The sequence below is a fragment of the Streptomyces sp. NPDC050743 genome, from assembly GCF_044456925.1.
In the GTDB taxonomy this organism is placed as follows: Bacteria; Actinomycetota; Actinomycetes; order Streptomycetales; family Streptomycetaceae; genus Streptomyces.
In genome coordinates this window covers 384,674-395,883 of the sequence record NZ_JBITGJ010000001.1, presented here as the reverse complement: position 1 = coordinate 395,883, position 11,210 = coordinate 384,674, and the positions used below count along the sequence as shown (strand labels likewise).

The 11,210-nt window shown below is 72.9% G+C and carries 13 protein-coding genes; 7 read left to right on the top strand and 6 right to left on the bottom strand.

From position 1 onward, the window contains the following. The first annotated feature begins 194 nt into the window (after positions 1-194). Both ACIBJF_RS01875 and ACIBJF_RS01870 read left to right on the top strand, forming a co-directional pair. A complete protein-coding gene (locus ACIBJF_RS01875; RefSeq protein ID WP_399171676.1) occupies positions 195-1,583 on the top strand; it encodes an aldehyde dehydrogenase family protein in 1,389 nt (462 codons plus the stop codon). 15 nt (positions 1,584-1,598) lie between these two features. Beyond that, on the top strand, positions 1,599-2,681 hold the full coding sequence (locus tag ACIBJF_RS01870; RefSeq protein ID WP_399171675.1) for a Zn-dependent alcohol dehydrogenase: 1,083 nt from the start codon (positions 1,599-1,601) through the stop codon (positions 2,679-2,681). A gap of 33 nt (positions 2,682-2,714) precedes the next feature. Here the strand turns inward: ACIBJF_RS01870 and ACIBJF_RS01865 are convergent, their stop codons facing one another. The 3 genes from ACIBJF_RS01865 to ACIBJF_RS01855 form a co-directional block, all read right to left on the bottom strand. Continuing rightward, positions 2,715-3,653, bottom strand: coding sequence for a DMT family transporter (locus ACIBJF_RS01865; protein WP_399171674.1), 939 nt, complete (start codon positions 3,651-3,653; stop codon positions 2,715-2,717). Between the two features lie 67 nt (positions 3,654-3,720). Then, positions 3,721-4,434, bottom strand: a complete 714-nt coding sequence (locus ACIBJF_RS01860) for an ArsR/SmtB family transcription factor (RefSeq protein ID WP_399171673.1) — start codon at positions 4,432-4,434, stop codon at positions 3,721-3,723. Between the two features lie 41 nt (positions 4,435-4,475). Next, on the bottom strand, positions 4,476-5,135 hold the full coding sequence (locus ACIBJF_RS01855; RefSeq protein ID WP_399171672.1) for a TetR/AcrR family transcriptional regulator: 660 nt from the start codon (positions 5,133-5,135) through the stop codon (positions 4,476-4,478). A gap of 103 nt (positions 5,136-5,238) precedes the next feature. On the opposite strand from ACIBJF_RS01855, the gene ACIBJF_RS01850 reads away from it, so the two are divergent. From ACIBJF_RS01850 to ACIBJF_RS01840, 3 genes are all read left to right on the top strand, one after another. Next, positions 5,239-6,390: an acyl-CoA dehydrogenase family protein gene (locus tag ACIBJF_RS01850; protein ID WP_399171787.1), complete on the top strand. Its 1,152-nt coding sequence runs from the start codon at positions 5,239-5,241 to the stop codon at positions 6,388-6,390. Positions 6,391-6,458: 68 nt separating this feature from the next. Beyond that, positions 6,459-6,746: a YiaA/YiaB family inner membrane protein gene (locus ACIBJF_RS01845; RefSeq protein ID WP_351804076.1), complete on the top strand. Its 288-nt coding sequence runs from the start codon at positions 6,459-6,461 to the stop codon at positions 6,744-6,746. Between the two features lie 73 nt (positions 6,747-6,819). Beyond that, complete coding sequence (locus ACIBJF_RS01840) at positions 6,820-7,443, top strand: TetR/AcrR family transcriptional regulator (RefSeq protein WP_399171671.1); 624 nt, start codon at positions 6,820-6,822, stop codon at positions 7,441-7,443. Positions 7,444-7,456: 13 nt separating this feature from the next. Here ACIBJF_RS01840 and ACIBJF_RS01835 read toward each other — a convergent pair whose 3' ends face one another. Beyond that, entirely contained in the window at positions 7,457-7,918 is a 462-nt protein-coding gene (locus tag ACIBJF_RS01835) for a MaoC family dehydratase (protein ID WP_351804079.1), read from the bottom strand. Between the two features lie 116 nt (positions 7,919-8,034). Between ACIBJF_RS01835 and soxR the strand changes: the two genes are divergently transcribed. Next, on the top strand, positions 8,035-8,493 hold the full coding sequence (soxR, locus tag ACIBJF_RS01830) for a redox-sensitive transcriptional activator SoxR (RefSeq protein WP_399171670.1): 459 nt from the start codon (positions 8,035-8,037) through the stop codon (positions 8,491-8,493). Between the two features lie 34 nt (positions 8,494-8,527). Here soxR and ACIBJF_RS01825 read toward each other — a convergent pair whose 3' ends face one another. Beyond that, positions 8,528-9,595, bottom strand: coding sequence for an RNA ligase (ATP) (locus ACIBJF_RS01825; protein ID WP_399171669.1), 1,068 nt, complete (start codon positions 9,593-9,595; stop codon positions 8,528-8,530). 166 nt (positions 9,596-9,761) lie between these two features. Between ACIBJF_RS01825 and ACIBJF_RS01820 the strand changes: the two genes are divergently transcribed. Continuing rightward, complete coding sequence (locus tag ACIBJF_RS01820) at positions 9,762-10,496, top strand: hypothetical protein (protein ID WP_399171668.1); 735 nt, start codon at positions 9,762-9,764, stop codon at positions 10,494-10,496. On the opposite strand, the gene ACIBJF_RS01815 is transcribed toward ACIBJF_RS01820, so the two are convergent. Next, on the bottom strand, positions 10,442-11,170 hold the full coding sequence (locus ACIBJF_RS01815) for a 3-keto-5-aminohexanoate cleavage protein (RefSeq protein WP_399171667.1): 729 nt from the start codon (positions 11,168-11,170) through the stop codon (positions 10,442-10,444). The two genes, ACIBJF_RS01820 and ACIBJF_RS01815, sit on opposite strands and share 55 nt — an antisense overlap. Positions 11,171-11,210: the final 40 nt, after the last annotated feature.

The window sequence follows — 11,210 nt, the reverse complement described above, 5'->3', positions numbered from 1 at the left end:
GGCCCCCCCTCCTGAATATAACACCCCCCCCCGGGGGCCGTGTTCCCCCCCCCCCCGCCTACCGCGGGGGGGGGCGGGGGGGGGGGTGGGGGGCGGCCCCCCCCGGCGATGATGTCCGGGTACGTCTGGCGCCAAAAAACTAACGTCGCTAGTTTGTGTGCCCGGACGACGCAGACCCGCCGGGAGGAAGCACCATGAAGGCACACGACGGCCTGTACATCGACGGCGCCTGGCGCCCCGCCGAGAGCCCGGATGTCATCGAGGTCGTGAACCCGGCCGACGAGCAGGTCATCGCCAGGGTCCCGGCGGGCGGCGCCCTGGACGTCGACAGCGCCGTACGCGCGGCCCGAGCCGCGCTGCCCGACTGGGCCGCGACGCCGCCGGCCGAGCGCGCCGCGCGGCTCACCGCCCTCCGCGACGTCCTCGTGGCCCGCAAGGACGAGATCGCCGAGACGGTCACCGCCGAACTGGGCGCCCCGCTGCCGTTCTCCCAGGCCGTGCACGCGGCCGTGCCGATCGCGGTCGCCGGCTCCTACGCCGAGCTGGCCGCGACCCACTCCTTCGAGGAGAAGGTCGGCAACTCCACGGTCCTGCACGAGCCGATCGGCGTGGTCGCCGCGATCACCCCCTGGAACTACCCCCTGCACCAGATCGTCGCCAAGGTGGCCCCGGCGCTCGCCGCGGGCTGCACGGTGGTCCTCAAGCCCGCCGAGGACACCCCGCTCACCGCCCAGCTGTTCGCCGAGGCCGTCCACGAGGCGGGCGTGCCGGCGGGTGTGTTCAACCTGGTCACCGGCCTCGGCCCGGTCGCCGGCCAGGCGCTCGCCGAGCACCCGGGCGTGGACCTGGTCTCCTTCACCGGCTCCACGGCCGTCGGCCGGCGGATCGGCGCGGTGGCGGGCGCGGCCGTCAAGAAGGTGGCCCTCGAACTCGGCGGCAAGTCCGCCAACGTCATCCTGCCGAGCGCCGACCTCGCCAAGGCGGTGAACGTCGGCGTCGCCAACGTGATGTCCAACTCCGGCCAGACGTGCAGCGCCTGGACCCGCATGCTGGTCCACCGCGACCGGTACGACGAGGCCGTCGAGCTGGCCGCCGCGGCCGCCGCCAAGTACGGCGACCGCATCGGCCCCGTGGTCAACGCCAAGCAGCGGTCGCGGGTGCGCGGCTACATCGAGAAGGGCATCGCCGAGGGCGCCCGCCTGGTCGCCGGCGGCCCCGAATCCCCGCGTGACAAGGGCTACTTCATCAGCCCCACGGTCTTCGCCGACGTGACCGAGGACATGACCGTCGCCCAGGAGGAGATCTTCGGCCCGGTCCTGTCCATCCTGCGCTACGAGGACGAGGAGGACGCCCTGCGCATCGCCAACGGCACGGTGTACGGCCTCGCCGGCGCCGTCTGGGCCGGTGACGACGCCGAGGCGGTGGCCTTCGCCCGGCGCATGGACACCGGCCAGGTGGACATCAACGGCGGCCGGTTCAACCCCCTTGCCCCCTTCGGCGGCTACAAGCAGTCCGGAGTCGGCCGGGAACTCGGCGCGCACGGACTCACCGAGTACCTCCAGACCAAGTCCCTCCAGTTCTAAGGAAGTACGCGAGTCATGGCCGTACGAGCCGCCGTCCTGCCCGCCATCGGCGCGCCCCTGGAGATCACCGGCATCGACCTGCCCGATCCGGGCCCCGGACAGGTCCGGGTCCGCCTCGCCGCCGCCGGTGTCTGCCACTCCGACCTGTCCCTGTCCAACGGCACCATGCGCGTCCCGGTCCCGGCCGTCCTCGGCCACGAGGGCGCCGGCACGGTCGTGGCCGTGGGCGAGGGCGTCACCCATGTCGCCGAGGGCGACCCCGTCGTCCTCAACTGGGCGCCTTCCTGCGGGAGTTGTCACACCTGCGCGCTCGGTGAGGTCTGGCTGTGCGCCAACGCCCTGAACGGCGCCGCCGACGTCTACGCCCGCACCACCGACGGCACCGACCTGCACCCCGGTCTGAACGTGGCCGCGTTCGCCGAGGAGACGGTCGTCTCCGCGTCCTGCGTGCTGCCCCTGCCGGAGGGCGTGCCGCTGGTGGACGCCGCCCTCCTCGGCTGCGCCGTCCTCACCGGCTACGGCGCCGTCCACCACTCGGCGAAGGTCCGCCCGGGCGAGACGGTGGCCGTCTTCGGCGCGGGCGGGGTCGGCCTCGCCACCCTCCAGTCGGCCCGCATCGCGGGCGCGTCCCGGATCATCGCCGTCGACGTGTCCCCGGAGAAGGAGGAGCTGGCCCGCGCGGCCGGCGCCACGGACTACGTCCTCGCCTCCGAGAACACTCCCCGGGAGATCCGGGCCCTCACCGGCAAGCAGGGCGTGGACGTCTCGGTGGAGTGCGTGGGCCGCGCCATGTCGATCCGCGCGGCCTGGGACTCCACCCGCCGGGGCGGCCGCACGACGGTCGTCGGCATCGGCGGCAAGGACCAGGAGGTCACCTTCAACGCCCTGGAGATCTTCCACTGGGGCCGCACCCTGTCCGGCTGCGTCTACGGCAACACGGACCCCGCCCGCGATGTGCCGGTGCTCGCCGGGCACGTACGGGAGGGCCGCCTGGACCTCTCGGCGCTGGTGACGGAACGGATCGCCCTGGAGGGCATCCCGGCCGCCTTCGAGAACATGCTCGCGGGCAAGGGCGGCCGGGCGCTGGTGGTGTTCTGACGCCGGTCGCGCGCAGCCGGCCGGTACGGCGGCTCAGGTGACCTTCTCGGGTCGCGGCTCCTCACCGGCCGCGACCCGGACCGTCCGGCCACCACGCGTCCGGGACCGCGACACCGCCACGCCCGCGAGACACAGCACACCACCGCCCAGCGTGAGCACGCCCGGTACCTCGCCGAGCGCCAGCCACGACATCAGCACCACCAGCGCGGGCACGGCGTACGTCGTCACGCCCATCCGGCTGGCGGTCGTGCGGGCCAGGGCGTAGGCCCAGGTCGTGAAGGCGAGGGCGGTCGGGAAGACGCCCAGGTAGACCATGTTCAGGGTCGCCGGCGCGGGCGCGTGGGCGACCTCGTGCGCCAGCTGTCCGGCGAACGGCAGACAGGCCACGGCGCCGACCAGGCACCCGAACGTCGTGACCTGCAGGGCACTGGCGTGTCCCAGGGCCGGCTTCTGCGCGACGACACCGGAGGCGTAGGCCACGGCGGCGAGCAGGCACAGCAGCACGCCGAGGACCGAGTTGCGGCCGCCGCCCGACAACGACAGCCCCACGGTCACCGCGCCCGCGAACGACACCGCCATCCCGGCCAGCAGCCGCGGCGGCATCGGGTCACCGAGCAGCCGGGCGCCGAGCAGGGCGATCAGCAGCGGACCGACGTTCACGACGAGGGCGGCGGTACCGGCGTCCACCTGCTGCTCGCCCCAGTTCAGGGCGACCATGTAGAAGCCGAACCACAGCAGCCCGGAGAGCAGGATCCCGCGCCAGGCCGCCCTGGGCGGCAGCCCTTCCCGGCGTATGGCCCAGATGACCCCCAGCGCGAGGGCCCCCGACGCCAGCCGCCCCAGGGCCAGCGCGCCGGGGGAGTACTCCTGTCCCGCACTGCGGATCGCCACGAAGGCCGACGCCCAGAGCACGACGGTGACTGCGGCTGCTCCGGCGGGCAGCAGGTGGTGGCGTGGGGCGGCGTTCATCATGCTCCCGAGGCTAGGTATCGATCGTTGTCCGGGCTGGCGGAAATCGGACAGTGCGCCGGGGCCGCGCTCAGCACAGCTCTTCCCGCGAGATGCCCAGCAGGGACGCCAACTCCCGCTCCCCCGACGGAGTCACCTTCACCGCCCGCTCCGACCCGATCCGCACGCACCACCCCGCGTCCAGCGCATGCCGGCACAGCGCGGCCCCCGCCGCCCCCGCGAGATGGGGCCGCCGCTCGGTCCAGTCCAGGCACGCCCGGGCGAGCGGACGCCGGCCCGAGACCTCCAGGGCGATCCCCGTCGCGCGGAACCACTCCACGCCCGCGTCCGTGAGCGCGAACCCGGTGTCCTGCCGCAGCAACCCCCGCAGGGTCAGCGCGTCCGTGACCGCGATCCCGAGCCGCCCCGCGAGATGGTCGTAACAGGTACGCCCCCGAGCCATGGCCGACCCGGCACTCGACTCACGCAGGGTGCGAGGAGGCCGCCGTACGGCCGCCGGAGGCACCTGCGCGGCGAGATCCTCGACCAGTGCCGCCACCCGGGCGTCGGCCAGTCGCACATACCGGTGACGCCCCTGCCGTTCCTCCGCGAGCAGGCCGCCGGCCACCAGCTTGCCCAGGTGCTCGCTGAGCGTCGACGCGGCGACGCCCGCGCGCCGGGCCAGCTCACCGGCCGTCCAGGCCCGCCCGTCGAGCAGCGCGAGCAGACACGCGGCCCGGGTGTCGTCGGCGATCAGGGAGGCGAGCGCGGCCAGGCCGGCCGCCTGCGGATCCTTGGCGGTCATGCCGTCCAGGATGGGGCACGGACACTTCGGCCCCCACCGAATTATCGCTGCACGCCCTGCCGCGCCTGCTGCCGTATCTGCTCGTACTGCTGCGCCAGCCCGTCCAGCAGTGCCGTCAGGCCGGTCTCGAAGGCCCGCTCGTCGATCTTCTCCTGCTGCTCGGCGAGCAGATGGGCCTGGCCGAGGTGGGGATAGTCGGCGGGGTCGTACGCGCTCGCGTCGTCCACGAAGCCCCCGGCGAACGAACCGAGCGCGGAACCCATGATGAAGTACCGCATCAGCGCGCCGATGGAGGTCGCCTGGGCCGGCGGCCAGCCGGCTTCGACCATCGCGCCGTACACGGCGTCGGCCAGGCGCAGCGCGGCCGGGCGGCGCCCGGGGCCCCGCGCCAGCACCGGGACGATGTTCGGGTGGTCGCGCAGGGCGGCCCGGTAGGAGACGGCCCAGTCGTGCAGCGCGGTCCGCCAGTTCCGGCCGTCCTCGAACATCGACAGATCGACAAGACCGCTCACCGAGTCGGCGACCGCCTCCAGGATCTCGTCCTTGGTGCGGAAGTGGTTGTAGAGCGAGGGCCCGCTCACGCCCAGTTCGGCGGCGAGCCGGCGGGTGGAGACGGTCGCCAGGCCCTCCCGGTCCACGAGGTCCCGGGCCGTCTCGACGATCCGGTCGGTGCTGAGCAGGGGCTTGCGCGGTCGGGCCATGGCGCACATAGTAGGGCTGCGGCCGTAAACTAGCAGTGCTAATTTAAATGTACGGCTTTCAAGATCCGTTCGATGGATCCTTTCTCTGTGGGGTGATCGCGTGGTGAACCTGGAGCTGGGCGAGGAGCAGGCCGCCGTACGGCAGCTCGCCCGGGACTTCGTGGAGCGCGAGATAGCCCCGCATGTCGTGGCATGGGACCGGGCCGAGGAGGTCGACCGGGGGATCGTGAAGAAGCTCGGCGGGGTCGGCTTCCTGGGGCTGACCATCGACGAGGAGTACGGCGGCTCCGGTGGCGACCATCTCGCGTACTGCCTGGTCACCGAGGAGCTGGGGCGCGGCGACTCCTCCGTGCGCGGGATCGTGTCCGTGTCCCTGGGGCTCGTCGCCAAGACGATCGCCGCCTGGGGCGACGAGGAGCAGAAGCGGCGCTGGCTGCCGGGGCTGACCGCGGGCGAGTACGTCGGCTGCTTCGGACTCACCGAGCCCGGCACCGGCTCCGACGCGGGCAACCTCACCACCCGCGCCGTGCGCGACGGCGACGACTACGTCATCAACGGCGCCAAGATGTTCATCACCAACGGCACCTGGGCCGACGTCGTCCTGCTGTTCGCCCGCTCCACCGACGCCCCCGGCCACAAGGGCGTCTCCGCCTTCCTGGTGCCCACCGACACCCCCGGCCTGACCCGCCGCACCATCCACGGCAAGCTCGGCCTGCGCGGACAGGCCACCGCCGAGCTGGTCCTTCAGGACGTGCGGGTGCCCGCGTCGGCGATGCTCGGCGAGGAGGGAAAGGGCTTCTCCGTGGCCATGTCCGCGCTGGCCAAGGGGCGGATGTCGGTGGCCGCGGGCTGCGTCGGCATCGCCCAGGCCGCGCTGGACGCGGCGGTGCGGTACGCCGGTGAGCGCGAGCAGTTCGGCAGGCCGATCGCCCACCACCAGCTGGTGCAGGAGCTGATCAGCGACATCGCCGTCGACGTGGACGCCGCCCGGCTGCTCACCTGGCGCGTCGCCGATCTGATCGACCGCGGGCAGCCGTTCGCCGTCGAGTCCTCCAAGGCCAAGCTGTTCGCCTCCGAGGCCGCCGTACGCGCCGCCAACAACGCCCTGCAGGTCTTCGGCGGGTACGGCTACATCGACGAGTACCCGGCCGGCAAACTCCTGCGCGACGCCCGCGTGATGACCCTCTACGAGGGCACCAGCCAGATCCAGAAGCTGCTCATCGGCCGTTCCCTGACCGGGGTTTCGGCGTTCTGAGCGTCTGAGTACGCGCCTGAGTACTTCGGCGGATGTGGCGCGGACCACGTCCGCCGATGCTCTTCTCCATGAGTGAGACACCGGTCAAGCAGCAGAGCACGGCCGCCTTCTACGGGCAGGCCGTCGCCTCCTTCTCCATCGCCATGGCGGCCACGGCCGTCGGCATCTACCAGCTGGACACCAACGCCTGGGTCCGGGCCTTCCTCGCGATCGCGGTCCTGTATCTCGTCACGTCCGCCTTCACCCTCGCCAAGGTGATCCGGGACCGCCAGGAGGCGGGGCGGATCGTCAGCCGCGTGGACCAGGCGCGCCTGGAGAAGCTCCTCGCCGAGCACGACCCCTTCGAGAAGATCTGAACAGGCGCACTAAGCGCTCGCTCACCGACGGCGGTATGGTGGTGCTCCTGTCACCGAGAGGGGCGAGCGAGCGATGAGTACGGCGGAGGAGACGACCGGCGGCGAAGTGGAGCCGTGGGAAGAGGTCACCCCGGACGCGGCCCGGCGGCTGCTCGTCGCCGCCGTGGAGGCCTTCGCCGAGCGCGGGTACCACGCCACGACCACCCGCGACATCGCGGGCCGCGCCGGCATGAGCCCGGCCGCGCTCTACATCCACTACAAGACCAAGGAAGAGCTGCTCCACCGGATCAGCCGCATCGGCCACGACAAGGCCCTCGACATCCTGCGCACGGCCGCGCAGCGGGAGGGCACCGCCGCCGAGCGGCTGGCCGACGCGGTCGGCTCCTTCGTCCGCTGGCACGCGGGGCGGCGCACCACCGCCCGGGTCGTGCAGTACGAACTCGACGCCCTCGGCCCCGAGGCCCGCGCCGAGATCGTCGCCCTGCGCCGCCAGGTCGACGCCGAGGTGCGCGGGATCATCGAGGACGGCGTGGCCTCGGGCGAGTTCGACGTGCTGGACGTGCAGGGCACCACCCTCGCCGTGCTGTCGCTGTGCATCGACGTGGCCCGCTGGTTCAACGTGGACGGCCCGTTCACCCCCGAGGAGGTCGGCGCGCTCTACGCCGACCTCGTGCTGCGGATGGTGGGCGCCGGGTAGGGCGCCCGCCGGGTCACAGGTAGTACCGGGACACCGACTCCGCGACGCACACCGGCTTGTCGCCGCCCTCGCGCTCCACGGTGAAGGCGACCGTCACCTGCACCCCGCCGGTGACGTCCTCGACGCCGCTGATCGTCGCGGTGGCGCGCAGCCTGGAGCCGACGGGGACGGGGGAGGGGAAGCGGACCTTGTTGGTGCCGTAGTTCACGCCCATCTTCACGCCCTCGACCCGGATCAGCTGCGGGCCGAAGAGCGGGAGCAGGGAGAGCGTGAGATAGCCGTGGGCGATAGTCGTCCCGAAGGGGCCCGCGGCGGCCTTCTCCGGGTCCACGTGGATCCACTGGTGGTCGCCGGTGGCCTCGGCGAACAGGTCGATGCGCTTCTGGTCGACCTCCAGCCAGTCGGTGTACCCCAGCTGCTCGCCGACGGCCGCCCTCAGCTCGTCGGGGGAGGTGAAGGTCCTCGGTTCTGCCATGGTTCCGGCCTCTCGCTCGCGTACCGCTCACGTCTCTAAGCAACTGCTTAGCATGGTCGGGTGAGGGGCGCCTGTCAACGGATCGCGGCCTTCGCCGGGCGACTAGGCTCTGCGGGGTGCCCCAGATCCCCGAGAAGATCCACGAGCTGACCGTCGGCCAGTTGTCCGCGCGCAGCGGCGCCGCCGTCTCCGCCCTGCACTTCTACGAGTCCAAGGGCCTGATCAGCAGCCGCCGCACGCCCGGCAACCAGCGCCGGTACAGCCGCGACACCCTGCGCCGGGTCGCCTTCGTACGGGCCGCGCAGCGGGTCGGCATCCCGCTGTCCACGATCCGGGACGCCCTGGCCGAGCTGCCCGAGGAGCGGACGCCGACCCGGGAGGACTGGGCGCGGCTGTCGGAGAAGTGGCGGTCGGAGCTCGACGAACGCATCAGGCAGGTGAACCGTCTGCGCGACCACCTCACCGACTGCATCGGCTGCGGGTGTCTGTCCCTGGAGACCTGCGTCCTGTCCAACCCGGACGACGTGTTCGGCGAGCGGCTGACGGGGTCGCGGCTGTTCGCGGAGGGGCGCTGAGACCCGGCGCCCGGCCACGGCGCCGGGCGACCGGTCACTCGTACTCGGTGCCGCCCTTGCGCGTCAGATACGCCGGGCTCACCGCCTTGGCGATCGCCCGGCCCCCCGTCACCGTGCTGTACCGCTCCACGGCGGGCCGTATCACCACGCCCTCCCGCAGATGCAGCCCCCGCCCGGACACCGTCTCCCGGCCGCTCGCGAACTCCAGCACCCGGTCGATGTCGTACGGCCCCGCGTACAGCCGAGGCACCACCGGCAGCTCTCCTTCCAGCAGTTCCGCCGCGTCCAGCCAGCGCACGGTGCCGGCCACGTCCGCCGAGACGTCGAACGCCGCGTACCCCAGCGTGTCCCGCCGCCCGTCGGCGCCGTACGACAGGTCCTGCACCCCGGCGCCGTACACCTCACCGAAGACGCCGACCCGGCGTGCACCGAGCCGTTCGGCCAGCCGGGCCGCCGCCTCCGCGACGCCGTGTCCCCGGACCGCCCGCCAGTACAGGTTGCGCGGATCCTCCCTCAGAGCCAGCGACTTGGCGCCGAAGCCCTTGGAGGACACGAACACCCGCCCCTCGTCGGCGACGTACGTCAGCAGGCAGGCCGAGCCGTGGAGCTTCTCGGTCAGGACGACCGGCTCACCCGGGGTGAAGATGTCCGGGTAACGCTGGATGTTCTCGATGCCGACCCAGGGCAGCAGGTGAGGAGCGGACTCCACCTCGCCGCTCATGGTCGGCGGGATCGGCGGCACCCACTTGGTGATGCCCAGCCGCCCGGCGAAGTCCGTCCCCTCGGCGGCCGCCCGCGCCAGATCGACGTCCGCCAGCGCCTTCGGCCGGCACACGATGCCCTGCGACAGCTCGCCGCGCAGCCGCACCGCCTTGACCCGGTTGGCCTCGCCGCCCGCCAGCCGTCCGGTCAGACCCAGCTCCTCGATCAGCTCGGGCGGGAGCACGGACTGCTCGGGGATGTAGACGGCGGCCTCACCGGTGCGGTACGCACCCTTGGCGACGACGGCCCGGTACAGACCCACCTGGGCCAGCTCCAGCGCGTCGGCGTTCGGATGCTCGTGGACGGTCAGCACTTCGGCGGTGACGCGCAGCGTCGACATCGCAACTCCTGGGGTGAACGGGCGCGTTGAGGCCCTCAGACGTGTTTCATCGCGTCCCACTCTCCGGAGCGGAAATGGCTGGAGCCAGCGGATTAGCGGCTGGTAGCGTCGCGATCTCCGGCCGGCGGCGACGCCGCGCGCGGAGTACCGACGGGAGCCCACTCCCATGCCCACGCCCGCCCTCGCCGCCGCCCTCGCGGACATCGACACCGTCTTCAACGGCTTCTCCAGCCCCGCCGAGACCGGCTGCGAGCGCTGTTTCGCGCCGGAGGAGACGGCGTACCTGCGCACGCCCTACACCCGTCTCCCGGCCGACCTGCTGAGCCGCTTCGTCCGCAAGGTGCCGGACCACTTCGAGGACCACGCCGCCGTGATGCGGCGCCTGCTGCCCCAGTGCGCGCACGCGATGGTGGACGGCACACTGGACGATGTCGGCTGGGCGCCGCACGGGCTGAGCCGGGTGGACTGGCGGTCCTGGCCGGCCGAGCAGGCCACGGCCGTCGAGGCGTTCACGCTCGCCTGGTGGCAGGAGGTGCTCGCGTCGCCCGAGCCGCCGTACAGCGCCGAGCACGTCTTCGAGACCTGCGCCTCGATCCTGCGCACGATGACGCCGCTGCTCGACCGGTGGCAGCCCGGTCCGGCCGCCGACGCCCACCTCGCCGCCTGTGCCCGCTCCTGGCTGTACGAACTCGTCACCGATGACTGGCCGTTCACCTGGTGGGAGCCCGAGGACCAGGCCGCCGCCGTCGCCGAACTCCAGTCCTGGCTCGCCCGGCACGCCCCGCAGCGGCTGCGCGCCCTGGGAGAGCCGGATCCGGCGATCCGTGCCCGGCTCGTCGGGCTGCCCTACGGGGAGCGCTGGAACGACCCGTACTGGACCAGTGCCTCCGCGACCAACTGAGCGTTCCCCGCGGCGCGTCGACCGTCCGGCAGGAACAGGGTGTCCTCCAGGCCGATCCGGGTGGCGAGGCCCAGCCGTCCGGCCAGCCGCAGCACCGGCCAGGTGCCGCCCTCCTCGCCGTGCAGGAGCACCGGGCGGCCGTGGGCGGTGCCCAGCTCGGCCAGCAGGGCCCGCGCCGAGGCCTCGGCCGTCGCCGGGTCCGGGTCGGTCACCTCCGCCAGCACGCGCAGCACCCTCGGCCCGAGAGAAGAGGCCGCGAACCGGGCCGCGCCGTCGGTGCCGGACCAGATGCCCGCCTCGACGCCCACGCCCATGGCGAGGAGCTGCTCGGCGACCGCTTCGGCGCCCGGCTCATGCCAGTTGACCGACGCGAAGTCGGGCGGCACGGACCAGCCGCGCACCCGGGCGAGTCTCGCCGCCGGATCGGGCTCCGCCCAGGCGCCGGTGGTCACGCCGACCGGCACCCGCACCCGCGCCCGTATCGCCTCCAGGGTCGGGGCGAGGACGCGTGGGGAGAGGCTGTCGTGCCCGCACGGCGTCTTCGGGTGGACATGGACCGAGGTGGCCCCGGCCGCCACGGCCTTCGCCGCGGAACGGGCCATCTCCTCGGGCGACATCGGCAGCCCCGCGCCGGCAGCGGCCGAACGGCTTCCGTTGAGACACACCTGCACCATGCCCCGATGGTGACAGCCACCACCGACAACGGCCGCGCTC

Coding starts and splice junctions, on each gene's coding strand:
- ACIBJF_RS01875 (WP_399171676.1), top strand. CDS start 195: ATGAAGGCACACGACGGCCTGTACATCGACGGCGCCTGGCGCCCCGCC.
- ACIBJF_RS01815 (WP_399171667.1), bottom strand. CDS start 11,170: ATGGTGCAGGTGTGTCTCAACGGAAGCCGTTCGGCCGCTGCCGGCGCG.
- ACIBJF_RS01870 (WP_399171675.1), top strand. CDS start 1,599: ATGGCCGTACGAGCCGCCGTCCTGCCCGCCATCGGCGCGCCCCTGGAG.
- ACIBJF_RS01860 (WP_399171673.1), bottom strand. CDS start 4,434: ATGACCGCCAAGGATCCGCAGGCGGCCGGCCTGGCCGCGCTCGCCTCC.
- ACIBJF_RS01865 (WP_399171674.1), bottom strand. CDS start 3,653: ATGATGAACGCCGCCCCACGCCACCACCTGCTGCCCGCCGGAGCAGCC.
- ACIBJF_RS01845 (WP_351804076.1), top strand. CDS start 6,459: ATGAGTGAGACACCGGTCAAGCAGCAGAGCACGGCCGCCTTCTACGGG.
- ACIBJF_RS01855 (WP_399171672.1), bottom strand. CDS start 5,135: ATGGCCCGACCGCGCAAGCCCCTGCTCAGCACCGACCGGATCGTCGAG.
- ACIBJF_RS01840 (WP_399171671.1), top strand. CDS start 6,820: ATGAGTACGGCGGAGGAGACGACCGGCGGCGAAGTGGAGCCGTGGGAA.
- ACIBJF_RS01835 (WP_351804079.1), bottom strand. CDS start 7,918: ATGGCAGAACCGAGGACCTTCACCTCCCCCGACGAGCTGAGGGCGGCC.
- ACIBJF_RS01820 (WP_399171668.1), top strand. CDS start 9,762: ATGCCCACGCCCGCCCTCGCCGCCGCCCTCGCGGACATCGACACCGTC.
- ACIBJF_RS01825 (WP_399171669.1), bottom strand. CDS start 9,595: ATGTCGACGCTGCGCGTCACCGCCGAAGTGCTGACCGTCCACGAGCAT.